Below are 26,867 nucleotides of genomic sequence, written 5' to 3'. Positions count from 1 at the left end.
AAAAACAACCAAAAAACCGGTTTTTCACTACATCTTGTGTTTTTTGGCGCCTGGGTGCGGTTTGAAACACAACTGAGCCCGACCGAAATCGGGCTGTCAGGTTGCGGTCGGTCATCCCTGTACGGGGGTGATGGCCGCAGTGGCAGGCAAAGGTGGCGATAAGGGGCGCCATGCCTGACGGGAACCGTTAACCGTTAGAGCAACCGTTGCCCATGACGCTGTATTGCAGGATGTGCCGCTGGCCTTTGGAATCTTCATATTCCATGCGGGCCGGTACAACTTCGCAGACATTCGGTATTTCACTCATTGAAAGAACTTTGGCGATATCCAGATGGGTGGAGTAAGTGTATTCCACTACTGGAACTTCCTGGCTGCCAACTTGCGTTGGTGTCTCGTCAGCCATGGCGGTAGCGCAAAGACTGCTGAGGGCCAGAACTAATAACGCTTTCATTTCAGGTTTACCTTTCTTGGGTCGAGTGGGGTCACGCAACCTTTTGCGGGTTGCGTGTGGAACTTAAGTAAAAAGTATTTGGATTAACTGCCTTCGTGGGGGCTGCAACTGGGTTAATCACGTTGCCGGGTTGGCGAGGCTGATTTTAGGCGTGCGCCTGGCATTCATATAGCCGTGCTTTTGATAAAGACTTTTGACAGATTTTGTAACAATCCCCGGAAAAACCGCCCAGCGGGCGCATGCTGCGGTAAATCCAAGCTAAATACAGGGGGCCAGAAGCCGCGGGCTTGAGCCTCTGGCGGCTTGTTAGAGCGTTTTGTAGGGGTTTGTTACTACCATCGTCGAATGGTTCTATAGGGCTGGGCCGGCTAAAACAGGGTCATACAAAAACAACTATGTCACCGAGGTAAGAAAGATGAGTGCGGCTTCCCTGTATCCCGTTCGTCCCGAGGTTGCGGCCAATACGCTGACTGATGAGGCGACCTACAAGGCCATGTACCAGCAGTCGGTGGTCAACCCGGACGGCTTCTGGCGCGAGCAGGCCAAGCGCCTCGACTGGATCAAACCTTTCACCACGGTGAAACAGACTTCCTTCGATGACCACCACGTGGACATCAAATGGTTTGCCGACGGCACCCTGAACGTTTCCTACAACTGCCTGGACCGCCACCTCGCCGAACGCGGCGATCAGTTGGCGATCATCTGGGAGGGCGATGACCCTTCCGAACACCGCGAAATCACCTACCGCGAACTGCACGAAGAAGTCTGCAAGTTCGCCAACGCCCTGCGTGGCCAGGACGTGCACCGCGGCGACGTGGTGACCATCTATATGCCGATGATTCCCGAAGCCGTGGTCGCCATGCTGGCCTGCGCGCGTATCGGTGCGATCCACTCGGTGGTGTTCGGTGGCTTCTCGCCCGAAGCCCTGGCCGGGCGGATCATCGACTGCAAATCCAAAGTGGTGATTACCGCCGACGAAGGCATCCGTGCCGGCAAGAAGATCCCGCTCAAGAGCAACGTCGATGACGCGCTGACCAACCCGGAAACCAGCAGCATCCAGAAAGTCATCGTGTGCAAGCGCACCGCCGGTGACATCAAGTGGAACCAGCATCGCGACATCTGGTACGAAGACCTGATGAAAGTGGCGGGCAGCGTGTGCGCGCCGAAGGAAATGGGCGCTGAAGAGGCGCTGTTCATCCTTTACACCTCCGGTTCCACCGGTAAGCCCAAGGGCGTGCAGCACACCACCGCCGGCTACCTGCTTTACGCGGCCCTGACCCACGAGCGCGTGTTCGACTACCGCGCCGGCGAGGTCTACTGGTGCACCGCCGACGTCGGTTGGGTCACTGGCCACACCTACATCGTCTACGGCCCGTTGGCCAACGGCGCGACCACCGTGCTGTTCGAGGGCGTGCCGAACTACCCGGATATCACTCGCGTCGGCAAGATTGTCGATAAACATAAAGTCAACGTGCTCTACACCGCGCCGACCGCAATCCGCGCCATGATGGCCTCCGGCCAAGCGGCAATCGAAGGTGTCGATGGCAGCAGCCTGCGCCTACTGGGTTCGGTGGGCGAGCCGATCAACCCGGAAGCCTGGGACTGGTACTACAAGAACGTCGGCCAGTCGCGCTGCCCGATTGTCGATACCTGGTGGCAGACCGAGACTGGCGCCACCCTGATGAGCCCGCTGCCGGGTGCCCATGCCCTCAAGCCAGGTTCTGCGGCCCGTCCGTTCTTCGGCGTGGTGCCGGCGCTGGTGGATAACCTGGGCAACATCATCGAGGGCGCCGCCGAGGGCAACCTGGTGATCCTCGATTCGTGGCCAGGCCAGGCACGGACCCTGTACCGCGACCATGACCGTTTCGTTGACACCTACTTCAAGACCTTCCGTGGCATGTATTTCACCGGCGACGGTGCCCGTCGCGACGAAGATGGCTACTACTGGATCACCGGTCGCGTGGATGACGTGCTTAACGTATCCGGCCACCGCATGGGTACCGCGGAGATCGAGAGTGCGATGGTTGCGCACCCGAAAGTCGCCGAAGCCGCCGTGGTGGGTGTACCGCACGACATCAAGGGGCAGGGCATTTACGTCTACGTCACCCTCAATGGTGGCGAAGAGCCGAGCGAAGCGCTGCGCCTGGAATTGAAAAACTGGGTGCGTAAGGAAATCGGCCCGATTGCCTCACCGGACGTGATCCAGTGGGCGCCCGGCCTGCCGAAAACCCGTTCGGGGAAAATCATGCGGCGCATCCTGCGCAAGATTGCCACCGCCGAGTACGACGGCCTGGGGGATATCTCCACCCTGGCTGACCCGGGCGTGGTGCAACACCTGATCGACACCCACAAGACCATGAACGTCGCATAAGCGCGCCACGGTCACCCGAGCCCCTCCCGGTTTAGCCCCGGGCGGGGCTTTTTTGTGGATGCGTTTTTTGGTTTTGCGTGACGACTCTTACGTTTGGTGTAGGGCTTCTTGGTGCTATAGCCAATAAATATCTGTTTTATGGGTAGGATGATTCCTATCGTTACCGCTGAAGTCGGATGTGTAACCCTGCGCCCAAATACGGGGCGAACTGACACATCTTGCACCGAAAAAGCCCGATTCCGGCGGGCCGGGAAATAAGATGAAACGCTGCGCTTGCCGGAATAGAAGGGTTTGCGAATAATAGGCCCGCTATTTGCAGCATAGATCGGTTCAATATCTTTTGCTCTTGCACAAAACAAAAGAGCTGTCAATGAGCTTGGCCAGTTTTCTCGGTGCTTCTGTAAATTGTTGTCGCATTGAAGAAATATCGGCTGAGTACCTGTCGTTAGAATGCCGATCACTCGCTCGCCGTTGCTTGGGTTTAATGTGACTCAAGCGTCCTACGCCGCAGCAGCGCTTTTCAGGTTCCACCCATTCGCATATTTGGGCTATCGCTCACTTTGCCGTTTTCGCCCTTTACCGATGGAGTCCTAAGATGAAGAAACTCGTGCTTCTTGGCGCACTGGCACTGTCCGTGCTGTCCGTGCTGTCCCTGCCGACTTTTGCCGATGAAAAGCCTGTGAAAATCGGCATCGAAGCGGCTTACCCGCCGTTCGCCTCCAAAGCGCCGGATGGCAGCATCGTCGGTTTCGACTACGACATCGGCAATGCGCTGTGCGAAGAAATGAAGGTCAAGTGCGTCTGGGTCGAGCAGGAATTCGACGGCCTGATCCCCGCCCTCAAGGTGCGCAAGATCGACGCCATCCTGTCGTCCATGTCCATCACTGACGACCGCAAGAAATCCGTGGACTTCACCGGCAAGTACTACAACACCCCGGCGCGTCTGGTGATGAAGGAAGGCGCTGAGCTCAGCGACGCCTTGACTGAACTGAGCGGCAAGAAGATCGGCGTGCAGCGCGGTTCGATCCACGACCGTTTCGCCAAGGAAGTGCTGGCCCCTAAAGGCGCCACCATCGTTCCCTACGGCACCCAGAACGAAATCTACCTGGACGTGGCCGCCGGCCGCCTCGACGGCACCGTGGCCGACGCCACCTTGCTCAGCGACGGCTTCCTGAAAACCGACGCTGGCAAGGGCTTCGCCTTCGTGGGCCCGGCCTTCACCGACGCCAAGTACTTCGGCGACGGCATTGGCATCGCGGTCCGCAAGGGTGACGCACTGAAAGACAAGATCAGCGCCGCCATCCTGGCCATTCGCGAGAACGGCAAATACAAGCAAGTCCAGGACAAGTACTTCGATTTCGACATTTACGGCAAGTAAACCGTCGCAGCGACAAGTCCTAAATGGCGCAAGCAACAGGATTTCTGAGGTTTGCGCCATTTTTTCATCCCAACTTCCGAGGACCTGAATCATGTTGAAAGGCTACGGGGCTGTCATCCTCGATGGCGCATGGTTGACGCTTCAGCTCGCCTTGTCATCCATGGTTCTGGCCATTGTTCTGGGGCTGATCGGGGTCTCGCTACGCCTGTCGCCCGTGCGCTGGCTGGCCTGGCTGGGCGACCTGTATTCCACCGTGATCCGCGGCATTCCCGACCTGGTACTGATCCTGCTGATCTTCTACGGCGGCCAGGACCTGCTCAACCGCGTGGCGCCGCTGCTGGGTTTTGACGACTACATCGACCTCAATCCGTTGGCCGCCGGTATCGGCACCCTGGGTTTCATCTTTGGTGCGTACCTGTCGGAAACCTTTCGTGGTGCCTTTATGGCGATCCCCAAGGGGCAGGCCGAAGCGGGCCTGGCGTACGGTATGAGCAGCCTGCAGGTGTTTTTCCGGGTCATGGTGCCGCAGATGATTCGCCTGGCGATCCCCGGTTTCACCAACAACTGGCTGGTGCTGACCAAGGCCACCGCGCTGATTTCCGTGGTGGGCCTGCAAGACATGATGTTCAAGGCCAAGCAGGCGGCAGATGCCACCCGCGAGCCGTTCACCTTCTTCCTTGCAGTGGCGGCCATGTACCTGGTGATTACCAGTGTCTCGCTGCTGGCATTGCGTCACCTTGAGAAGCGCTACTCGGTAGGCGTAAGGGCGGCTGATCTATGATCTTCGACTACAACGTCATCTGGGAGGCACTGCCGCTGTACCTGGGCGGGCTGCTGACCACCTTGAAACTGCTGGGCATTTCGCTGTTCTTCGGCTTGCTGGCCGCCTTGCCCCTGGGCTTGATGCGCGTCTCCAAGCAGCCGGTGGTGAACATGACGGCGTGGCTCTTCACCTACGTGATCCGCGGCACGCCGATGTTGGTGCAGCTGTTCCTGATCTACTACGGCCTGGCCCAGTTCGAGGCGGTGCGCGAGAGTTTCCTCTGGCCCTGGCTGTCGAGCGCGACCTTCTGTGCGTGCCTGGCCTTCGCCATCAACACCAGCGCCTACACCGCCGAAATCATCGCCGGCAGCCTGCGGGCCACGCCCAATGGCGAGATCGAAGCGGCCAAGGCCATGGGCATGTCGCGCTACAAGCTGTACCGCCGCATCCTGCTGCCGTCGGCCCTGCGCCGGGCACTGCCGCAGTACAGCAACGAAGTCATCATGATGCTGCAGACCACCAGCCTGGCCTCCATCGTGACCCTGATTGACATCACCGGTGCGGCGCGTACGGTCAACGCCCAGTATTACCTGCCGTTCGAGGCCTACATCACCGCTGGCGTGTTCTACCTGTGCCTGACCTTCATCCTGGTGCGCCTGTTCAAACTGGCCGAGCACCGCTGGCTGGGCTACATGGCCCCACGTAAGGCCTGACCATGGAACGTATCGATCATCCATTGCCCTGGAGCCACTTGGGCAGCGAGCGCAGCCTGTCGGTGTTCCGTTTCGGCCAGGGCGAGCGCAAGGCCTACATCCAGGCCAGTTTGCACGCCGATGAACTGCCGGGCATGCGCACCGCGTGGGAGTTGAAAAAACGCCTCGGCGAGCTGGAGGCCCAAGGCCTGCTCAACGGCGTCATCGAACTGGTGCCGGTGGCCAACCCGCTGGGCCTGGGGCAACTGCTGCTCCACAACCACCAGGGCCGTTTCGAGGCCGGCAGCGGCAAGAACTTCAACCGTGATTTCGCCGAGTTGAGCGAGCCGGTGGCGCAACAGCTCGACGGGCACCTGGGCGATGACCCCCATGCCAACGTGCGGCTGATCCGCCAGGCCATGCTCGATAGCCTGGCGGCGCTGCCGCCGGCGGCGACGCAGTTGCAGGGCATGCAACGCCTGCTGCTGACCCACGCCTGTAGCGCCGACGTGGTGCTCGACCTGCATTGCGACGCCGAAGCTGCGCTGCATATGTACGCCTTGCCCCAGCATTGGCCGCAGTGGCGTTCCTTGTCCGCGCACCTGGGGGTAAAAGTCGGCTTGTTGGCCGAGGATTCGGGCGGTAATTCCTTCGATGAAGCCTGCTCGCTGCCGTGGCTGCGCTTGTCGCGGCGCTTCCCTGAAGCGCAGATTCCCCTGGCGTGCCTAGCCACTACGGTGGAGCTGGGCGGCCAGGCCGACACCACCCGCGAGCAGGCTTGCGCCCATGCCGAGGGCATCCTGGCATTTCTCGCCGAACAAGGCTTGATTGGCGGCCAGTGGCCTGCCGCCGCCCACCCGCACTGCGAAGGCATGCCCTTTGAAGGCACCCAATTGCTGTTCGCCCCGCACCCGGGTGTGGTGAGTTACCTGCGCCGGCCTGGGGAGTGGGTCGAGGTGGGCGATGAGATTTTCGAGGTCATCGACCCGCTGGCCGATCGGGTCAGCACCGTGTGCGCCGGCACATCCGGCGTGTTGTTCGCCGTTGAACGGCAACGTTATGCCCAACCCGGTTTATGGCTGGCCAAGGTGGCGGGGCGCGAAGCGCTGCGCCACGGGCGCTTGCTCAACGACTGACTGACTGTTTTTGTGAGAACCGACCGCATGTACAAACTTGAAGTCCAAGACCTGCATAAACGCTACGGCAGTCACGAAGTGCTCAAGGGCGTGTCCCTGAAAGCCGCCGCCGGCGATGTGATTAGCATCATCGGTTCCAGTGGCTCCGGCAAAAGTACCTTTTTGCGCTGTATCAACCTGTTGGAGCAGCCCCACGCGGGCAAGATCCTGCTCAATAACGAAGAGCTCAAACTGGTGGCCAACAAGGACGGTGCACTCAAGGCCGCCGACCCCAAGCAGTTGCAGCGCATGCGTTCGCGCCTGTCGATGGTGTTCCAGCACTTCAACCTGTGGTCCCACATGACCGCCATCGAAAACATCATGGAAGCGCCGGTGCATGTGTTGGGCGTGTCCAAGGCCGAGGCCCGGGAAAAAGCCGAGCACTACCTGAACAAGGTCGGCGTGGCCCACCGCAAGGACGCCTACCCGGGCCATATGTCCGGCGGCGAGCAGCAACGTGTGGCGATTGCCCGGGCGTTGGCGATGGAGCCTGAGGTGATGCTGTTCGACGAACCGACCTCGGCCCTGGACCCGGAGCTGGTGGGCGATGTGCTCAAGGTCATGCAGGCCCTGGCCCAGGAAGGCCGCACCATGGTGGTGGTGACCCACGAAATGGGCTTTGCCCGGGAAGTGTCTAACCAGTTGATCTTCCTGCACAAAGGCCTGGTGGAAGAAACCGGCGACCCGCGCGAAGTGTTGGTCAACCCGCAATCGGAGCGTCTGCAACAGTTCCTTTCGGGCAGCCTGAAGTAATAGTTCCTGTTGTGCACCCAATTAGGTCATGCTGCGCAGCGCGCGGCCACTGGCCTGGTTGGGTCGCCGTTTTAACCCTGTTTTCGTTTCGGATTGCCCGCCATGACTGCCCATCGAATTGGTTTCCTGATTTGGCCCAGCACTAAAGCCTTGACGCTGGCGCTGGCCGAGGAGGCCTTGCGCGTTGCTCAGCGGGTGCACCCGGATGTGGTTTACCAATTGTCGTTCTTGCAGGCCGAAGCCCCCGGCGAAGGTGCCTGGCAACTGCCGGGCGAGCCCTGGGCCGGCAAGCTCGAAGGCTTGCACAAGCTGTTTCTGTTGGCCGACGAACCGCCCGCCGCCCTGGTGCCTGCGCTCAGCGGCGCGCTCAAGCAACTGGTGCGTGCCGGGTGTGTGATCGGCGGTCTCTCTGCCGGTGTCTATCCCCTGGCGCAACTGGGCCTGCTCGACGGCTACCGTGCCGCCGTGCACTGGCGCTGGCAGGACGACTTTGCCGAGCGTTATCCCAAGGTCATTGCCACCAGCCATTTGTTCGACTGGGATCGCGATCGCCTGACCGCGTGTGGCGGCTTGTCGGTGCTCGACCTGCTGCTGGCGGTGCTGGCCCGCGACCACGGCGCGGAGTTGGCCGGGGCGGTGTCGGAAGAATTGGTGGTCGAACGTATCCGTGAAGGTGGCGAGCGCCAGCGCATCCCCTTGCAGAACCGCCTCGGCTCCAGCCATCCGAAGCTGACCCAGGCGGTTTTGCTGATGGAAGCCAACATTGAGGAGCCGCTTACCACCGACGAAATCGCCCAGCATGTGTGCGTGTCGCGGCGCCAGTTGGAGCGCATCTTCAAGCAATACCTCAACCGAGTGCCGAGCCAGTACTACCTGGAACTGCGCCTGAACAAGGCCCGGCAGATGTTGATGCAGACCAGTAAGTCGATCATCCAGATCGGCCTGTCCTGCGGCTTCTCCTCGGGGCCGCACTTCTCCAGCGCCTACCGCAACTTCTTCGGCGCTACGCCCCGGGAAGACCGCAACCAGCGGCGTAGCAGCAGCCCTTTTGAGCTGTCTTCGGTGCCTTCGGAGCGGGGTTAAGGCTACCGAGCCTGGCTTGCCAGCGATGGCCGCCCCAATATCGTTATCGCGAGCAAACTCGGTGCCTGCTGGGTTGTAAGGCCCTCGCGCCTCAAGCCTCTGACGGCCTCATCGGTTGCGGCGTCAGTGGGGTGCCATCGGCCGCCACCGTCGCTTCTTCCACATTCAGGCTGTTGCCGGTCAGCACATAGTACTGGCGCAAATACTCCAGGCTTTGCTCCGACAGCGGGTTGCCGCTCAGGTCGGAGTCATCGTCCAGCGGCGTAGGCAGTTCTAGGATGTCGGAGGGAATCTCGCGGATCAGGTTGTTGCGCAGGTTCAAGGCTCTCAACTGGCTAAGGCTGAACAGCCCCGGCGGGACTTCGGTCAGGCCCGTGTGGCCGAGGTAGAGGGTGGTGAGCTTGTGCATATGGCTCAGGTCGGGGGTGCGGCCCAGCGGGTTTTCCTCCAGGTCGAGGAACTCCAGGTTGCTCATGCCGCTTAACGCATCGGCGCTTGAGGCGCTGAGGTGGACATCGCAGTCATCCAGGCCCAGGACGATCAGCCTCGGTGTGTTCAGCACCACTTGCGGCACATCGCGCAGGGCGTAGCCGCTGATGCTCAAGCTGTTGAGGTGCGGGAAAGACTTGAGAAACGCACTGACGTCCATCCCGGATTTGTCCCCCACCAACTCCAGCTCGGTGATGGCCTCGAAACGGGCGCCTACCTGTGGCAGGTCGCCCATGACGTGGGTGTCGATCAACAGTCGCTGGGGGTTCATGGCGTCCTGGGGCGGTTCGCGGTGCCAGCAACGCTGCAATTGTGCCTTAAAAGACAGGCGCCGGACTTGTTCCGCGGCGCGGCTCTGTTCGTCCAGTGGGGTGCCGTGCAGAGGGTGCTGCAACGGTACGTCCAGCGCCCATTGCGAAAGATCGGCGTCGAGCGTTTGTGCTTCGGTTTCCAGGCGCGTCAGGTGCAGGGAGATGTCGTCCAGGGTACCCGGCAGTTGGAAAAGCACGCCGTTGATGTCGTCGTCCGCGAGCGTGGGGTAGAGCATGCGGGCGCGCGCTTGGTCCTGGGGCGGGGCGTCGGCCCCCAGGTGTACGCGGTTGGCCTGGCAGTAGCTTTTTATCTTCTCCAGGGTCGCTGCTGACAAGGGGTTGGCGCTAAGGTCCAGCCCTTGGGTGGCAGCGGCGGGCATGGCAAAGAGCTCGTCGGGCACTTGGGTGATGGCGTTGCGGTTCATCTTCAGGGTCAACCTGGGCAGGGCGTCTTGCAGCGTGGTGCTGATCTCGTTGAGCCCGGTATTTTGCAGGGAGAGCTCGATCAGATGAGGCATGCGCGCCACATCCGGCAGCAGGCCAATGGGGTTGTCGTCCAGATGCAGGCGTTGCAGATGCGGCAACCCGGCCAGGGCTTGCACCGATTGCGCAGTCAGTTCTATGGCGCCCTTGTTCAGGCTCAGCCCCCGTAACCGTGACAGTTGGAAAACACTGGGCGGGATGCTCCCCAGCAACAGGTTTTCCGTGTTCAGGCGCTCCAGGGCGGTGAAGTTGCCGAGCAGGTTGGCGATCTGCACGGCGGCGCCATCGCCTTTGAGCGTCAACGTCGAAACGTGCCCCAAGGCGGCGTGCAGTTCGGGCAATGGGCCCGTGGCCGAGAGGTCGAGGGCCAACTCGTGGGTGGGGGGAGAGCCCAGGCTGTCGGGGTCCAGCGCGGTTTCTCGGCGCCAGCAGGCCTGGAGTTCGTTCTTGAAGGCCAACCGCGCGGTGCGTGTTGCCTCGCTGGCGTTCGGGTCGCTGATCCAGGGGCTCAAGTCGTTTTCCAGTTGTGCGTACTCCACCTCCAGGCGCGCCAGCTCGATGGTCCCCATTTCCAGGTTACCGGGCAGGCTGTAGATAAAACGGTTGATGTCCTGATGGCCGAAGGTGGGATACAGGGCCTGGACCTGGGCTCGGTCGGCGGCGGGGGCGTCGGCTTCCCAGTATTGGCCGGTTCGATGGCAGTAGGCTTTGACTTGTTCCAGCGTCGCACGCGACAGCGGGTTGTTGCCCAGGTCGAAGCGCTCGCTGGTACGCGCTGGCAGGTCGAACAGTGCGGCGGGCAACTCTTCGATCCGGTTGTTGGAGAGGATTGCTGTTTGCAGGTGCGGGCGGTTGCTCAGGCCGGGCGGGAACTGGGCAATGCTGGTGCCCTCCAGGTCGATGTATTCCAGGTCTGGCATGTTTTCCACGCTAGGGGTCAGGTGTAAGGGGTTGCTGAACAGGTCCAGGGTTTTCAGGCGCGGCATGGCCGTCAGTCGGCGCTGGCTGTCGGCGGTGAGGGTGATGTTGCACTCACTGAGCACCAGCTCGTTGAGGGTGGTCATGTCGAAGACTGCGGGCGGCAGCTCGCCCAGGGGAATGCTGCGGATGGCCAAAAAGCGCAGCCGTGGAAACCCCTGCAAGAAGGCATTGAGGTTGCCCAGAGGCAGGTTGTTGCCTTCCAGGGTCAAGTGCGAGATGTACTCGAACCTTACGCTGAGCAGCGGCAACTCACTTTCCAGCGAAGTCCCCAGGTGCAGGGTGCGGCCATTGCGCGTGGGCGGTTCGTAGTAGTCGTCGAGCGCGGTTTCATGGCGCCAGGCGCGCCGCAGCTCCTGGCCCCAGAGCCGGCGGGTCTGGCGTTCGTAGGCATGTTGCTGTTGGCGCAGTTGCAGGTTGGGGCCGAGGGAGGGGCGGCGCACGTTGTTTTCCCACACGGCAATGTCCTGATCCAGGGTCAGGTATTCGTGTTGCAGGCTGGCCAGTGCCGACTGAGCTCCGCCGGGTACGCGGCGCAAATTGACGCTTAGGTCGCGGATCTGTTCCGGGGACCAGGCCGGGAACAACTGATGCACTTGCTGCTCCAGGGACGGGCCTTGGCTTGGCCCTGGCGTAGGTGCGGCACGGTAACCTTCCATTCCGCCGGGCAGGCGCATGAGGCGTGGGTCATAGGTCGGCTTGCGCACCGGTTCTGCGGCCAGCAGGGCGCGCAGGCGCGTACGGTCGATGGCGTGTCGGATGATGCCCTGCTTGAGCTGCGGGCCTTGGGCGATGTGGATTTTCAGGGCATCACGCGCGGCATCGGGCAAGGCCTGGAGAATTGCGGTGTACAGGTCGGTCTGGCCAAACAGCGGGCCCTTGGCGTCGGCTGGGATGTAGTGGCCGTCCTCGGTGGCGATCAACAGCCGCTGCACGGCCCCGTAAGGATTGCCGATGATCTCGCGGTTGCGGCCGCCGGCCGAGTATTGCTTGACTTGAATGCACACATCTGTGGGCCAGCCCGGCAGTTGCTGCAGAGAATGCAGCGCCAGCCTATCGGTGTCGGGGTTGTCCACACTCGCCAGGTAGAGCCCCTCGTAGGCGCGGCTGATGCGTACTTCAAGGCGTGCCCAGCGGGCGAGTTCGACCAGGTGCGTGGGCACGCGCCCGGCGTCGATTTGCTTGAGGTCAGCGGCGCTGGCGTTACTCAGCAGCTCCTCGGCGGCGCTTAGGGGCAGGCCCGGTGTGGTGTCGATAAGGGTCGTCAGCCTGGGGTCCTGGGTGTATTCCTGGGTGCGGTAACGTGAATCGAACAGCGATGTCCGTTTGCCCTGGGCCAGGCTGGCGAGCCGCTTGCGTAGCTTTTGCGTGCGCGCTTGCAGCGAGGTGGCTGGGTAGCCGAATTCCTCTTCCAGCAGCACCTTGCGCTCCGGTTCGCTCAGGCTTTGCAGGACGGTGGACAAAAACTCGCCATTGTCCAACTGAGCCTCGTGGATCTGTACCACGCTGGCGTCCGGGTCGCCGGCCAATTCCCAGGCGGTTTTTCCCTGGCCGTCGAGAAAGCGCAGGGTCTTGCTGCGCGGCAGCAGGCCATAGTGGCTGAGCAGCATGACCTGGGTCTGTTTATCGGCTAAGGCATACACCGCCGGGTCGTCGCTGTTGAGCTGGGCGATGAATTCCCCCAGGGCCTGGTCGATCACAAAACGCTTGTGGCTGTCTTTGAGCAGCGGCGGCATTGGCTCTTGATTGAGGTGCAGTTTGCGCAGTGCATCGGCGTCGGTGGCGCTGATGTGGCGCACTTGCGCCAGTTGGCTGTCGCTCAAGCCGTCCGCGTGGTAGCCCAGGCGCCGCATCAGGGTGCTGTCATTCCACGCCAGTGGGTTTTCCTCGGTGCCCAACCAGGCGCCTTCACCGTTGCCGCGGGCGAGGGGGCGGTAGGCTTCGGGGCGCAAGGGGTGGAGCAGGTGCGGACGGGCGCTGGCCGGGTCCGGTGCGACCACATAGTGCTTGCCGGCCAGGGGCAGCACCTGTTGCCCGCGCAAGGTGTGCAGGCCCTGGGTGTCGGGGCGCGAGTGCTTGGCCAGTTGCAGGTCATGGGCGTAAGGGCTGAGGTCCGGTTGCCACAAACGGGTCTTGCCGTCTGTCGAGGTGACCGGTTTGAGTCGGTCGAAAAACGCCCACAGCTGGGGCGAGAGCGTCTTGCGCAACACGTCTTCGGCCAGGGGCAGGCCTGTGGCGAACAAGCCGAGCTGAACCAGTTGCTCGGCGATCGACATCAGGTGTTCGAAGGCTTTGCTGCGTTGGCCTTCGGCCCAGTCGACAATGCCTTCGATGGTCTCGTCCAGCAGTTGGTAGGCGCTGTAGCCGAGCATCAACAGGCCCATGGGTGGGACAAAGGGCGTCGCGATGAACGCGGCGACCTCCAACAGGCCGCTGGCGATTTTCGTCACAGCGTCCCAGCGCCGCCAGCGTGCCTGCTGGTCAGCGCGGGCGGTGGCGACGGCGATGCTCTGGGCGTCGTTTATCAGGGCATTGAACTGAGCCTCATACAGATGCTTGAACAACTCGTCGTCGAACTTCACGGCCCTCAGTTGCAGGTTGGGGCGCTCGATAGGTTCTTCGCGCCATGTCGGCAGCGGGTCGCCCGGGGAATGGGGATGCCAGGTGATGGCGCTGAGACGGTTGTTGAGGTCGGCAAAAAAATGTGGGCGTATCGAATGCTCCACAAAACGGCTGAAAAACCTCTGGTACTGCGGTGTGCGCAAGCGGGCGAGCAGGTCTTGCATGAAGTCGGCGCTGGACGGGTAGTGCTTGAGCGGGTGCTGAGGGTCTTCAGGGATGTAGGCGATCACCGGCGCTACGCCCCGGCTGTGCTCAAGGTCCGGGGCGAACAGCACGATGCCGGTCATCCTCGCCGACATCAGGTACAGGTCGTGGCACAACAGGGGTTCGCAGCCTGCTTCCAGAGGGGGCGTGCCGTCGAGCAAGAAGTGCAGCGATGAATAGGTGCTGGCAGGAATGTCGTTTTTCATCAGTGCCATCTGCAGGGCGACCTTCAGGGCCGCCACTTGGCTGTCGCGCACTTTGCCGCGTAGGCGCGCGTCGGCCACGGGGTTATCCAGCCCCAGGTATTGCTTGAGGTAGCGCTGGTACTGGGCGCCGATGTCCAGCTCCCGGCACAGGCGGGCGAAGGTTGGCACACTGAGCCGCGCATTGATGGCCGAGAGGCTCTCGAACAGGCCGTTGGCGTCGGGGCGGCTGATGAACCGGGAGTTGGGGTCGTAGGCATCGGCCAGGGTCTCGGCCTGCTCGAAGTTGTGCAGCGCCGCATCGCGCAATGACAGGGTGCGCACTCGGCTGGCGTTGGCGGCGATCGAGAAGGCAGAAAGCGGCGCCGCCACGTAGAGGCGCAGGTAAATGGTCGCCACATCCTGCTCGATACCGAAGCGACTTTTCAGGGCCAGTTGCAGGCGCTCGCTGGCGAAGTCCTCGGGGCTTTGCAGGTCTTGCAGGGCCTTGTCGACCAGGTTCTGTGTGGTCCAGGCCTGGGCGATCAAGGGTTTGAGTTGCCGATGCTGCTCGCCCGAGGCACTGGCGTACCAGTCGGCAATAACCACTGGCGCGGCTTTGAGCGCGGCCTGCTTATGCGCTGAGGCCTCGCCCAGCCATTGGGGAATGGCGTTCTGAAGAATCTCGCGGTGCAGGTCGCGAAAGCGCACGGGGGGAAGGGGGGGAAGAGACATGAGGTCGTCCTTGTCAGGTAATGAATATGGGGAGTGGCAAGCGGCAGGCTCATCCGTGATGTCTTGCCGCTTGAAGCTCGCCGCTTGCCGCTAAAAACCTATTCCTCGATCGGCTGTACGACCGGGTCGACGATGACGCCGGCCGTGGGGTCGCCGTAGTTGGGGAACTGTTCGGTGCCCAGGTTGATTTCCATCGGGTTGCTCAGGTTGACGTTCAACTGCACGCCGGTCTGGCGGTAGTAGTGCTTGAGCCGTGTCAGGCTCTGTTCGGACAGAGGGTTGCGGCGCAAGTCAAAGTTCTCGCTGACCTGGGCGGGTATTTCGAAGAGGTCGTCAGGGATTTCGCTGATGTTGTTGTTGCTCAAGTCAGCTTTCTGCAAGCCCTCGATGGTCAGCAGGCCCTTGGGGATTTCGGTGGTGCCAGTGTTTTGCAGCGACAGCTCTATCAGTGCGCTCATTTTGCTCACGTCCAGCGTTTGGCCGAGGCGGTTGTGGCTCAGGTCCAGGTACTCCAACTGTTCAAGCTCGGCTAGCCAACCGGCAGTTTGTGGCGTAAGCCGCAGGGAGCAATGCACGATGTCCAGGGCCACGAGGTTGCCCAGCCTTGAAACGGCGCTCGGTACCACGTCCAGTTGGAGGTTGTGTAGGTACAGGTTGTCCAGGTTGGGAAAGAGGGCCAGGAAGCGATCGACTTCCAGCAGCAGGCCATTACTGTGCAACGAGAGGTAGGTGACGTGGCTGAAGTCCGCCGTGAGTGCGGGCAGTTCGCCCATGATCGATAGACTGGCGGAGAGCATGTGGCCGGGTACCAGGAGGTCTGTGTCCTCGCTGTCACGCTCGCTCAGGCGCCGCCAGCATATTTTGAGCTGATTAGAAAACTCCAGGCGCAGGGCCTGTTGTTGGGCAACTTCCGTGGCGCTCAACGCCCGCCCAAGGACCAAATGGTCGCCGGGCACCGCGACGGTCCAGGCTTGCAAGTCGTCCCCCAGTTTTTCGAACTCGGCCTCTAGGGCTGTCAATGCCTGGCGGGCTCCTTGAGTGTCGCCGGGCAGGCGATAGAAGAAGCGGCTGGCGTCGTTCTGGGTGAACTTGGGGTAAAGCGCTTGAACTCGTTGTATATCGGGCATCGCGGCCTCGACCCCGAAATTGTGCCCGGTGGCTTGAAAGTGTGCGCGGATACGCTGGCGCACGGCTTCGGGGTAAGGGTTGTTGCCCAACTCCAGTTCATCGGCGAACGTCAGGTGGTTGCTGAACAGCGCAGGCGGCAACTGCTGCAGGTTGTTGTTGCGAAGCCGTGCGCTAATCAGCCGTGTCCGGCTAAGCAAACCGTTGGGCAGTTCGCGGATGTGCGTACGGTTTAGATCCAGGTACTGGAGGTTGTCCATGGCGCTGACATCGGGGGACAGTTCAAGCGGGTTGCCGAACAGATCCAGGATCTCCAGCCCTGTCAGGGTCGCCAGTTGCCCGCGGGTGGCGGTGGTCAGTTGCAGTTGGCAATGGGTCAGCAGCAACTCCTTGAGCTGGGGCATGTGCCCGAGTGCGCCGGGCAGAGTGCCCAGCGCAATGCTATCGAGCTCCAGGCGATGCAGGTTGGGGAACCGCAGCAGTAACCCATGGGCCCCCAGCGTGGCATTGTTGCCTTTGAGCGCCAGCACCGTGAGGTGGCTGAAGTCGCAGGGGAGTTGCGGCAATTCGCCGATGAGGTCCTCCGAAAAACGCAGCTCCAAGTGCTGTTGGTCGTGGAGGAACTCATGCTGGACGTTTTGCCGCCAGGAGGCTTTGACCTTGGCCATGAAGCGGCGTCGGGTGAGTTGTTGCAGCACCCGTTCGCTGTCGCTGATGAGCTCGGCGGTGATGGGGTGTTTTTGGGGAGGGGTGACAACCCACTTGGCCAGCGTTGCGGTGAGTTCGGCAAACTCCTGCTCTAGGCGATCCAGGCTGGCCAGGGCGCCGGCCGAGGTGGATTGCAGGGCATGCAAGAAGGCCTGAGTACGCTGGCGGCCGAAACTGGGGAACAACCGTTTGGCTCGCATTTGCAAGGCCGTGTAGCCAACGCTCAGTTGGCCGTAGCCTTCCATGCCACCGGGTAGGCGCATCAAGTCCGGGTCGTATGCGGGTTTGCGGATGGGCTGCTGCTCCAGCAACTGGCCCAGGTTTTCGCGATCCAGCGCATGGTCGCGCAAGCTCTGGCGCAGACGCTCGCCCTGGCCGATGTGCAGGTCCAGGGCGCGGCGGTGCTCGTCCGGCAAGGCTTGCAAGATCGCATCGTGGAACTCGCTGGCGGCGTGCAGGGTCTGGCCCCGGTCGTCGTAAGCCTGGTAGCGGCCATCGTCCAGGCGCACCAAAACCTTCTGGACACTGGCCTGAGGGGGGCCGATACGATCGCTCAGGGCGCCGTCGAATGAATAATCGCGCACGCTGATGCTGGTGTCGGCCAGCCACCCGGGCAGGTTAGGCAACGAATGCAGTGCAAGGCGATGGCTGTCGGTGTTCTCGAATGACTTGAGGTACAACCCCTCGTAGGCGCGCGACACGCGAACCTGCAACAGGGCTGCACGGCTCGCTTCGCTCCAGGAGGCGGGTAAGCGGCCTTGGTCCAGCTCGGTCAGTTGCGCGGCGCTGGCGTTGTGCAGCAGTTCCTCGGCGACGGCGGTGGGCAGGCCGGGTGCGGCGGCGACCAGGGTCTGCACCCGTGGGTCGGTGGAATGCTCCACGCCCCGGTAGCGTGCTTCAAAAATTGAGGCGCGTTTGTTCTCGGCGGTCTGTGCCAGGGCCTTGCGCAACTGACGCGTGCGGGCCTGGAGGCTGAGGGTGGGGGCGCCGAAGTTTTCGCCGAACAACGCTTTGATTTGAGTGTCATCCAGCGCGCTCAGAACCGCTTGCAGGAAGTGGCCGTTGTTGAAGTGTTCAGTGCTGACCTGGATGACCGGCAACCCGCGATCGGCATTGAAAGTCCACAGGCTATTGCCGTCGGTGTCCACCACGCGCAGCGCCTTGGACTCGGGCCACAAGCCGTAGTTGGTCATCAGGTGCAGTTGGGACTGGATGTCGGCCTGGTGATAGAGCGCGGGGTCGTCGCTCTTGAGCTGCTCGATCAGCGCCTGGATGTCCTTGTCGATGTTAAGGCGCGTGAGCATGTCGGCGAGCAGGGGCGGGGCCGGCTCGTGCTCAACGTGCATCTTGCGCAGCACGTCTTCGTGATAGCCGCTAAAGCGCAGCAGTTCTTCGCTTTCGCTGGCGGTCAGGCGCGCGGCGTTGAGGCCCATGCGCCGCAGCACCGTGCCTCTGTCCCATTCCAGGGGCTGGTCCAGCTCGGTTTGCCAGGCCCCTTGGGCGTAATGGCGCAGTTTGGGGCGGTAGCCGTGGGGGCGTTGCGGGTGCGTGATGCGGTGCTCGCCGGTCAGCGGGTCATGCGTCACCGCGTAGGTTTTGCCCTCAAGGGTCAGCAGTTGCTTGCCCTCGGCCGCGTGCAGCCCGAGGCTGTCGGCCCGGGCACCGGGGGTGGGGCGCAGGGCGGTTTCATAGGGGGCGAGGTCGGGCTGCCAGTAGCGCAGCTTGCCGTCGCTGGCGGTTACTGTCTTGAGCCGGTCGATAAAGGCCTGCACTGGTGCCGGCAGGGCGTCGCGAAAGGCGTCGGCGGCAACCGCCCCGCCTACGCTCAGGGTGCCAAGCTGGATGATGGACTCCACCACCTCCATGAGATGCTCGAACGCCTGCTGCCTCTGGCCCTCGGCCCAGTCGACGACAGATTCGAAGGTGTCATCCAGCAACTGATAAGCCATGTAGGCGAGCATCACCTCGCCAAGGAGTGGCACGAACGGTGCCAGCAGCATCGAGGCTGCGTTGAGCACCGAACTGGCAATTTTCGTGAAGGTGTCCCACAAGGCCCAGCGCACTTGGCTGTCGACGGTTGCAGTGGGCACGGCGAGTACGCGGGCGTCGTTGAGGATCTTGTCCAGCTTGCTGTGATGCAGGTGCAGCCACAGGTCTTCGCGCACGGCGAGGGCCGACAGTTGCAGGTTCGGCCGCTCAATGGGTTCGGCGCGCCACGAGGGCAGTGGGCTGCCGGGCACATGGCGATGCCAGGTGACCCGGCTCAGGCGCTGTTGCAGGCCCGCAAAGAACGGCGGGCGGTCCTGCTGGGCGACGAAACGGCTGAAAAAATGCTGATAGTCGGGCTCACGTAGTTGGCGAACCAGTTCTTCGGTGAACGCCGCTGCGGACTCATATTCGCGGAGCGGGTGCGCCGGGTCGTCGGGAACGTAGGCCACGATTTTGAGCACTTGATCGTGCTGTTCAAAATCGGCACCGAACAGCACGATCCCGGTCAACCTGCTGGACATGATCGCCAGGTCGTGATGGCACAGAGGCTGACCATCGAGGGTGACGTCCGGCTGGCCGTCGAGGTAGCGGCGCAGGGCGTGAAAACTGTCCTGGCTGATTTCGTTTTGCATCCGTGCCAGGTGCAGCGCGGCCTTTAGTGCGGCTTTCTGGCTACGGCCGACGCTGGCGCGCAGGGTGGCGTCCAGCGTCGCATCGGTCACGCCCAGCTGGCGTTCCAGGTAGGCCTGGTAACGCTGACCAATGTCCAGCGCCCTGCACAGGCGGACGAACGCGGCGATCGGCAGGCGCTGCTTGATGCCTGGGAGAATGTCGTACTGGTTGAGCCGGTCGGGCTCACTGATGTAGTCGGAGTGGGCGTCGAACGCGTCTTCCTCGGCTTCGTCGGCTTCAAAGTTATGCAGGGCCGCCGCCAGCAGTGACACCGTCCAGGTACGCGTGGCGCCGGTTGGGATGGGGAAGGGCTCGGCGGTCGCCGGAATGTACAGTTGCAAGAAGGTGCGGCGAACGTCCAGATCCAGCCCGTGCTGGGCCTTGAGCGCGGCGATGAGCAGGGGTTCGGCGAAGGCGTTGATGTCCTGTACTTGGGCCAGTAGTTCGTCGACCTGGTTTTGCGCGCTCCAGTGGGCGTTGTTGAGTTGCTGCAACTGCTGGTGTTGGTCAGGCGTTGCGCTGGCGTGCCAGGGCGGCACCTGCGTGCGGGCACGGGCCAAGGCCTGGCGCCGGGCCGGCGGGGCATTGCGCAGCCAGTCGGGCACCGCATCCAGTAGTAAGTGGTAGTGGGATGGCGCGTGCAGGGGCGGGGCGCTGGTCCCGAGGTCCGGTGTGTGTGGGTGAGGCATTGTTCAATCCTTGTCGTGCCTGGAGGGGCGACTAGGAAAGCAAAGCGCTATCGGACAGGGGCGCTACATAGTTATCGGGAAGGCCTGCGCGCTTGAAATCAAATCCCCCGGCGCTGCCTATAAAGGCGGCGGGCAGTTTAAACTGCGCCTTTGCGACGCTATATGTCGCATTGCCGTAAACCCGGGGAAAACCGGGGTTCGCGCTATAAGAAGTTGTCGCTTGGCGGCAAGGCCGGGCTGAAAACTGTCCTTACAATCCCTTTCATCGCTCGCCAGTTCCAGGCGAGTGTTCCTTACCAGGAGACTCCGATGTCCGTTGAGCACGCTGCGGTACAACGCGCCGATTTCGATCAGCTTATGGTTCCCAACTACGCCCCTGCCGCGTTCATCCCCGTGCGTGGCCAAGGCTCGCGCGTGTGGGACCAGTCCGGCCGCGAGCTGATCGACTTCGCCGGCGGCATCGCGGTGAACGTCCTGGGCCACGCCCACCCGGCGCTGGTCGGTGCCTTGACTGAGCAGGCGAACAAGCTGTGGCACGTGTCCAACGTGTTTACCAACGAGCCGGCCCTGCGCCTGGCCCACAAGCTGATCGACGCGACCTTCGCCGAGCGCGTGTTCTTCTGCAACTCCGGCGCCGAAGCCAACGAAGCAGCCTTCAAGCTGGCGCGCCGCGTAGCCTTCGACAAGTTCGGCGCAGAAAAATACGAAATCATCGCCGCCCTCAATAGCTTCCACGGCCGCACCCTGTTCACCGTCAACGTCGGTGGCCAGTCCAAGTACTCCGACGGTTTCGGGCCGAAAATCACCGGTATCACCCACGTTCCGTTCAACGACCTGGCCGCCCTCAAAGCCGCCATCTCGGACAAGACCTGCGCCGTAGTGCTGGAGCCGATCCAGGGCGAAGGCGGCGTGCTCCCGGCCGAACTGGCTTACCTGCAAGGCGCCCGTGAACTGTGCACCGCCCATGACGCGCTGCTGGTATTCGACGAAGTGCAGACCGGCATGGGCCGCACCGGCGAGCTGTTCGCCTACCAATACTACGGCGTGACGCCGGACATCCTCACCAGCGCCAAGAGCCTGGGCGGCGGTTTCCCCATCGCCGCGATGCTGACCAGCGAAGCGCTGGCCAAGCACCTGGTGGTCGGCACCCACGGCACCACTTACGGCGGCAACCCGCTGGCATGCGCGGTGGCGGAAGCGGTGATCGACGTCATCAACACCCCGCAGGTGCTCGCTGGGGTCAAGGCCAAGCACGCGCAGTTCAAGGCGCGCCTGGAACAGATCGGCGAGCAATACGGCCTGTTCACCCAGGTCCGTGGCCTCGGCCTGCTGTTGGGCTGCGTGCTCAGCGATGCCTGGAAGGGTAAGGCCAAGGACATCTTCAACGCCGCCGAGCGTGATGGCCTGATGATCCTGCAAGCCGGCCCCGATGTGGTGCGCTTTGCCCCAAGCCTGGTGGTGGAAGAGGCCGACATCGAAGAAGGCCTGGCCCGCTTCGAGCGCGCCGTGCAAAAGCTCACGCAAGCCTGATAGACCTTTCGCTGCCCGGGCAACCGGGCAGCGAAACCCATTTTTTGTGCCGGGCTGCCACACCGTATCTGGGTTGAACCAGGTCCATGGCCCGGCATTTTTTCCTCTGTAGGTTTTTTCAAGTTAAGGAGTGACACCATGCTGGTGATGCGCCCCGCGCAAATGGCTGATCTGGGCGAGGTACAGCGTCTGGCCGCGGACAGCCCGATTGGTGTCACGTCCCTGCCGGATGATGTCGAACGCCTGAGCGACAAGATCGCGGCCAGCGAAGCCTCGTTCGCCGCCGAAGTCAGCTTCAACGGTGAAGAAAGCTACTTCTTCGTCCTCGAAGACAGCGCCACCGGCAAACTGGTGGGTTGCTCGGCCATCGTCGCCTCGGCCGGCTATTCCGAGCCGTTCTACAGCTTTCGCAACGAAACCTTCGTGCACGCCTCCCGCGAGCTGAAGATCCACAACAAGATCCACGTGCTCTCCCAGTGCCGCGACCTGACCGGCAACAGCCTGCTGACCAGTTTCTACGTGGTGCCCGAGCTGGTGGGTTCGCCCTGGTCGGAACTCAACTCCCGCGGGCGGCTGCTGTTCGTCGCCAGCCACCCGGAGCGCTTTGCCGATTCGGTGGTGACCGAAATCGTCGGCTACAGCGACGAGCACGGCGAGTCGCCGTTCTGGGACGCCATCGGGCGCAACTTTTTCGACCTCAACTACGCTGCCGCCGAGCGCCTGTGCGGGCTCAAGAGCCGCACCTTCCTCGCCGAACTGATGCCGCACTACCCGATCTACGTACCCTTGCTGCCCGACTCGGCCCAGGAGGCCATGGGCCAGGTGCACCCGCGGGCGCAGATCACCTTCGACATCTTGATGCGCGAAGGCTTCGAGACCGACCACTACATCGACATCTTCGACGGTGGCCCGACCCTGCATGCACGGGTGTCGAGCATCCGCTCCATCGCCCAGAGCCGTGTGGTGCCGGTGAAAATCGGCGAGACCGGCAAGGGCGGCACCCGGCCTTACCTGGTTTCCAACGGCCAGTTGCAGGACTACCGCGCGGTGTTGCTGGAGCTGGACTGGGCGCCGGGTAAACCCGTGACCCTGGATCTGCAAGCCGCCGAGGCCCTGGGCGTCGGCGAAGGTGCCAGCGTGCGCCTGGTGGCGGTTTAACGCCTTTACAGCAGCGAGTTTTACGGGTGGTCGCCAGCGACGGCCCGTTTGAGGAGAAAGCATGATCGTTCGTCCCGTACGCAGCAGCGACCTACCGGCGCTGATCGAGCTGGCCCGCAGCACCGGCACCGGCCTGACCACCTTGCCGGCCAACGAAGAACGCCTGGCCCACCGGGTCGGCTGGGCCGAGAAGACCTTTCGCGGCGAAGCCGAACGCGGCGACGCCGACTACCTGTTCGTGCTTGAAGACGATGACGGCCGGGTCGTGGGCATCTCCGCCATCGCGGGCGCCGTGGGTCTGCGCGAGCCCTGGTACAACTTCCGGGTCGGCCTGACGGTCAGCGCCTCTCAGGAACTGAAGATCTACCGCGAAATCCCCACCCTGTTCTTGGCCAACGACCTGACCGGCAACTCCGAGCTGTGCTCGCTGTTCCTGCACGCCGACTACCGCAGCGGCCTCAACGGCCGGATGCTGGCCAAGGCGCGGATGCTGTTCATCGCTGAGTTCCCGCAGTTGTTCGGCAATAAGATCATCGCTGAGATGCGCGGCATGTCCGACCCGGCCGGCCGCTCGCCGTTCTGGGAAAGCCTGGGCCGGCACTTCTTCAAGATGGAATTCAGCCAGGCCGATTACCTGACCGGCGTGGGCAACAAGGCGTTCATCGCCGAACTGATGCCTAAATTCCCGCTGTACACGTGCTTCCTCTCCGAAGATGCGCGCAACGTGATCGGCAAAGTGCACACCGACACCGAGCCGGCGCTGGCCATGCTCAAAAGCGAAGGCTTCAGCTACCAGGGCTACGTCGACATCTTCGACGCCGGCCCGGCGGTGGAGTGCGAGACCAGCAAGATCCGCGCAGTGCGCGACAGCCAGGCGCTGGTGCTGGCCATCGGTACCCCGGGCGACGACGCCACCCCTTTCCTGATTCACAACCGCAAGCGCGAGGACTGCCGCATCACCGCCGCCCCTGCGCGCTTTGCCGCGGGCACCCTGGTGGTTGACCCGCTGACCGCCAAACGCCTGAAACTCAACGCCGGCGACCAAGTGCGCGCCGTGCCGCTGTCCGCTGCCCGGGAGCCAAAATAATGAATTCGCTATACATCGCCGGCCGCTGGGTCGAAGGCCTGGGCCAGGCATTTGAATCCCTCAACCCGGTGAGCCAGGAAGTGCTGTGGTCCGGCAAGGGCGCCAGCGCCGAGCAGGTCGAGGTGGCCGTGCAAGCGGCCCGCGAGGCCTTCCCGGCCTGGGCCAGCCGTTCCCTGGACGAACGCATCAGCGTGCTCGAAGCTTTCGCCGCCAGCCTGAAAAACCACGGCGACGCGTTGGCCCGCTGCATCGGTGAGGAAACCGGCAAGCCGTTGTGGGAGTCGGCCACCGAAGTCACCAGCATGGTCAACAAAATTGCCATTTCGGTGCAGAGCTACCGCGAACGCACCGGCGAGAAGAGCGGCCCGCTGGGCGACGCCACCGCCGTGCTGCGCCACAAGCCCCACGGTGTGGTGGCGGTGTTCGGCCCCTACAACTTCCCCGGGCACCTGCCCAACGGCCATATTGTCCCGGCGCTGCTGGCGGGCAACAGCGTGCTGTTCAAACCCAGCGAACTGACGCCCAAGGTCGCTGAGTTGACGGTCAAATGCTGGGTCGAGGCTGGCCTGCCCGCCGGCGTGCTGAACCTCTTGCAAGGTGCCCGCGACACCGGCGTTGCCCTGGCGGCGAACCCGGGTATCGACGGCTTGTTCTTCACCGGCTCCAGCCGCACCGGCAACCACTTGCATGCGCAGTTCTCCGGGCGCCCGGACAAGATCCTGGCCCTGGAGATGGGCGGCAACAACCCGCTGGTGGTGGAGCAGGTCGCGGACCTGGACGCGGCGGTGTACACCATCATCCAGTCGGCATTCATTTCCGCCGGCCAACGCTGCACCTGCGCCCGCCGCCTACTGGTGCCGCAAGGCGCCTGGGGCGATAGCCTGTTGGCGCGCCTGGTGGCGGTCAGCGCGAGCATCGAGGTGGGGGCGTTCGACCAGCAACCGGCGCCGTTCATGGGCTCGGTGATTTCCTTGCAAGCGGCCCGCGCCCTGATGGACGCCCAGGCTCACCTGCTGGCCAACGGCGCCCAGGCGCTGCTGGCGATGACCCAGCCCCAGGCCGGCGCGGCGCTGCTGACGCCGGGCATCCTCGACGTCACGGCCGTGGCCGAGCGCCCCGACGAAGAGCTGTTTGGCCCGCTGCTGCAAGTGATCCGCTACGCTGACTTCGACGCGGCAATGGCCGAGGCCAACAACACCCAGTACGGCTTGGCCGCGGGCTTGCTGTCGGATTCCGAGGCGCGCTACCAGCAGTTTTGGCTGCAAAGCCGCGCCGGGATCGTCAACTGGAACAAGCAACTGACCGGCGCCGCCAGCAGCGCGCCGTTCGGTGGCGTCGGCGCCTCGGGCAACCACCGCGCCAGCGCCTACTACGCGGCCGACTACTGCGCGTACCCGGTAGCGTCCCTGGAAACCCCAAGCCTGGTGCTGCCCGCCACACTGACGCCGGGTGTGCGGTTGGTGTAACCCTGTTCCTGTGGCAGCGGGCTTGCTCGCTGCCATAGACAGGGCCCTATAAAAACAGATGTTCGTGGAGCCTCGCTGATGAAATCCTATGAAGTCAATTTTGATGGTCTAGTGGGGCCGACCCATAACTACGGCGGTTTGTCCTACGGCAACGTCGCATCCCAGAGCAACAGCCAGCAGGCCTCCAACCCCAAGGAAGCAGCGCTGCAAGGCCTGGCGAAAATGAAAGCGCTGATGGACATGGGCTTTGTGCAAGGCGTGCTCGCGCCGCAGGAGCGCCCCGACGTGGCCGCCCTGCGCAGCCTGGGTTTTGCCGGCACCGACGCGCAAGTGATCGAGCAGGCAGCCAAGCAGGCGATGCCGCTGCTGGTGGCCAGTTGCTCGGCCTCCAGCATGTGGGTGGCCAATGCCGCCACGGTCAGCCCCAGCGCCGATACCGCGGACGGCCGTGTGCACTTCACCGCCGCCAACCTCAACTGCAAGTACCACCGCAGCATCGAACACCCGACGACCAGCCGCGTCCTGGGGGCGATGTTCGCCGATCAGCAGCACTTCGCCCACCACGCGGCCTTGCCGGCGGTGGCGCAGTTCGGCGATGAAGGCGCGGCCAACCACACGCGGTTTTGCCGCGACTACGGCGAGGCCGGGGTGGAGTTTTTCGTGTTCGGCCGCAGTGCCTTCGACAACCGTTACCCGGCGCCGCAAAAGTACCCGGCGCGCCAGACCCTGGAAGCTTCCCAGGCTGTCGCACGCCTGCATGGCCTGAGCGATGCCGGCGTGGTCTACGCCCAGCAGAACCCGGCGGTGATCGATGCCGGCGTGTTCCACAACGACGTGATCGCAGTGGGCAACGGCGAGGCGTTGTTCTATCACGAGGACGCCTTCCTCCACACCGAGGCGATGCTCAAGGAACTGTCCGACAAACTGGCGGCCCGTGGTGGCCAGTTCAAGGCGATTTGCGTGCCGCGTTCCCAGGTCACGGTGGAGGACGCGGTGCGCTCCTACCTGTTCAACAGCCAGTTGCTGTCACGTGCCGACGGTTCGATGCTGCTGATCGTGCCCCAGGAATGCCAGAACAACGAACGCGTGTGGAACTACCTGCAAGGGCTGACCGCCGCTAACGGCCTGATTCGCGAGGTGAAAGTCTTCGACCTCAAGCAAAGCATGCAGAACGGCGGTGGCCCGGCGTGCCTGCGCCTGCGGGTGGCCCTCAACGAAACCGAGCTGGCGGCGGTCAACCCCGGCGTCATCATGACCGCGCCTTTGTACGGCTCCCTGACCCAATGGGTGCAGAAGCACTACCGCGACCGCATGAGCGAAACCGACCTGGCGGACCCGCAATTGTTGCTTGAATGCCGCACGGCACTGGATGAACTGACGCAAATCCTTAAACTGGGCGCGGTTTACCCTTTCCAGATCAATTGAAAACCGGCGTGCCAGCCCCCTCGGCACGCTGCGTTATCTCCCAAACGAGAGCCTAAAGACATGAGCGATACCCTGCAGCTGATCCTTGAAGACACCGACGGCACCCAACTGCAAACCTCTTGCACCCGCGTGGCGGTGGTGTGGCAGGGCAAGGAAATCTGGATCCAGCACGACGGCCGCGGCCAATTGCTGATTGGCGTCGACGTGGAAGAAGGCGACGCGGAATACGCCAACCTGCTGTTGCGCCCGCTGGCGACTAACCTGGTAAGCCTGCAACTGGAAATGGAACCGGCCGACGCTGGCGACGAAGACCATGTGCATGGCCCGGATTGCCAGCACGACCACTAA

At 62.9% G+C, this 26,867-nt stretch carries 17 protein-coding genes; 13 read left to right on the top strand and 4 right to left on the bottom strand.

Annotation, left to right across the window (positions count from 1 at the left end; all coding sequences use genetic code 11):
- Positions 1-187: 187 nt before the first annotated feature.
- Positions 188-451 carry a DUF2790 domain-containing protein gene (locus AC19YT_RS00640; RefSeq protein ID WP_095108155.1) on the bottom strand — a complete coding sequence of 88 codons (264 nt, stop codon included), beginning with the start codon at positions 449-451 and terminating at the stop codon, positions 188-190.
- A 415-nt stretch (positions 452-866) separates the two neighbouring features.
- On the opposite strand from AC19YT_RS00640, the gene acs reads away from it, so the two are divergent.
- Positions 867-2,822, top strand: coding sequence for an acetate--CoA ligase (gene acs / locus AC19YT_RS00635; RefSeq protein WP_095108156.1), 1,956 nt, complete (start codon positions 867-869; stop codon positions 2,820-2,822).
- Between the two features lie 11 nt (positions 2,823-2,833).
- On the opposite strand, the gene AC19YT_RS00630 is transcribed toward acs, so the two are convergent.
- Entirely contained in the window at positions 2,834-3,283 is a 450-nt protein-coding gene (locus AC19YT_RS00630; protein ID WP_141233955.1) for a hypothetical protein, read from the bottom strand.
- A 134-nt stretch (positions 3,284-3,417) separates the two neighbouring features.
- Here AC19YT_RS00630 and AC19YT_RS00625 point away from each other — a divergent pair, with 134 nt between their 5' ends.
- From AC19YT_RS00625 to argR, 6 genes are all read left to right on the top strand, one after another.
- The gene (locus AC19YT_RS00625; RefSeq protein WP_500609545.1) at positions 3,418-4,200 is read left to right on the top strand and encodes an ABC transporter substrate-binding protein; all 783 of its coding nucleotides are present in this window, start codon (positions 3,418-3,420) and stop codon (positions 4,198-4,200) included.
- Between the two features lie 91 nt (positions 4,201-4,291).
- A complete protein-coding gene (locus AC19YT_RS00620; RefSeq protein ID WP_095108158.1) occupies positions 4,292-4,981 on the top strand; it encodes an ABC transporter permease in 690 nt (229 codons plus the stop codon).
- Positions 4,978-5,676 carry an ABC transporter permease gene (locus tag AC19YT_RS00615; RefSeq protein WP_095108159.1) on the top strand — a complete coding sequence of 233 codons (699 nt, stop codon included), beginning with the start codon at positions 4,978-4,980 and terminating at the stop codon, positions 5,674-5,676. Before AC19YT_RS00620 ends, AC19YT_RS00615 begins: the two co-directional genes overlap by 4 nt.
- Before the next feature lie 2 nt (positions 5,677-5,678).
- Complete coding sequence (locus AC19YT_RS00610) at positions 5,679-6,791, top strand: succinylglutamate desuccinylase/aspartoacylase family protein (RefSeq protein ID WP_500609544.1); 1,113 nt, start codon at positions 5,679-5,681, stop codon at positions 6,789-6,791.
- A gap of 27 nt (positions 6,792-6,818) precedes the next feature.
- Positions 6,819-7,583 carry an ABC transporter ATP-binding protein gene (locus AC19YT_RS00605; protein ID WP_095108161.1) on the top strand — a complete coding sequence of 255 codons (765 nt, stop codon included), beginning with the start codon at positions 6,819-6,821 and terminating at the stop codon, positions 7,581-7,583.
- A gap of 102 nt (positions 7,584-7,685) precedes the next feature.
- Positions 7,686-8,666 (top strand): transcriptional regulator ArgR, encoded by a 981-nt coding sequence (argR, locus tag AC19YT_RS00600; protein WP_095108162.1) that lies wholly within the window; start codon positions 7,686-7,688, stop codon positions 8,664-8,666.
- Between the two features lie 91 nt (positions 8,667-8,757).
- Here the strand turns inward: argR and AC19YT_RS00595 are convergent, their stop codons facing one another.
- Positions 8,758-14,670: a dermonecrotic toxin domain-containing protein gene (locus tag AC19YT_RS00595; protein ID WP_500609543.1), complete on the bottom strand. Its 5,913-nt coding sequence runs from the start codon at positions 14,668-14,670 to the stop codon at positions 8,758-8,760.
- 98 nt (positions 14,671-14,768) lie between these two features.
- Positions 14,769-19,853 (bottom strand): dermonecrotic toxin domain-containing protein, encoded by a 5,085-nt coding sequence (locus tag AC19YT_RS00590; RefSeq protein ID WP_500609542.1) that lies wholly within the window; start codon positions 19,851-19,853, stop codon positions 14,769-14,771.
- A gap of 309 nt (positions 19,854-20,162) precedes the next feature.
- On the opposite strand from AC19YT_RS00590, the gene AC19YT_RS00585 reads away from it, so the two are divergent.
- The 6 genes from AC19YT_RS00585 to AC19YT_RS00560 all read left to right on the top strand — a co-directional run bounded on the left by AC19YT_RS00585 (position 20,163) and on the right by AC19YT_RS00560 (position 26,867).
- The gene (locus AC19YT_RS00585) at positions 20,163-21,383 is read left to right on the top strand and encodes an aspartate aminotransferase family protein (protein WP_500609541.1); all 1,221 of its coding nucleotides are present in this window, start codon (positions 20,163-20,165) and stop codon (positions 21,381-21,383) included.
- A gap of 138 nt (positions 21,384-21,521) precedes the next feature.
- On the top strand, positions 21,522-22,541 hold the full coding sequence (aruF, locus tag AC19YT_RS00580) for an arginine/ornithine succinyltransferase subunit alpha (RefSeq protein WP_500609540.1): 1,020 nt from the start codon (positions 21,522-21,524) through the stop codon (positions 22,539-22,541).
- A gap of 61 nt (positions 22,542-22,602) precedes the next feature.
- Positions 22,603-23,628 (top strand): arginine N-succinyltransferase, encoded by a 1,026-nt coding sequence (astA, locus tag AC19YT_RS00575; RefSeq protein ID WP_095108167.1) that lies wholly within the window; start codon positions 22,603-22,605, stop codon positions 23,626-23,628.
- Positions 23,625-25,094: a succinylglutamate-semialdehyde dehydrogenase gene (astD, locus tag AC19YT_RS00570; protein ID WP_500609587.1), complete on the top strand. Its 1,470-nt coding sequence runs from the start codon at positions 23,625-23,627 to the stop codon at positions 25,092-25,094. Before astA ends, astD begins: the two co-directional genes overlap by 4 nt.
- 78 nt (positions 25,095-25,172) lie before the next feature.
- Positions 25,173-26,519 (top strand): N-succinylarginine dihydrolase, encoded by a 1,347-nt coding sequence (gene astB / locus AC19YT_RS00565; protein ID WP_095108169.1) that lies wholly within the window; start codon positions 25,173-25,175, stop codon positions 26,517-26,519.
- Between the two features lie 60 nt (positions 26,520-26,579).
- Entirely contained in the window at positions 26,580-26,867 is a 288-nt protein-coding gene (locus AC19YT_RS00560) for a topoisomerase II (protein ID WP_500609539.1), read from the top strand.

The organism is Pseudomonas sp. MF08875, assembly GCF_059862525.1.
The sequence above is the reverse complement of the archived record's forward strand: the minus strand, read 5'-3'. Positions and strand labels throughout refer to the sequence as shown.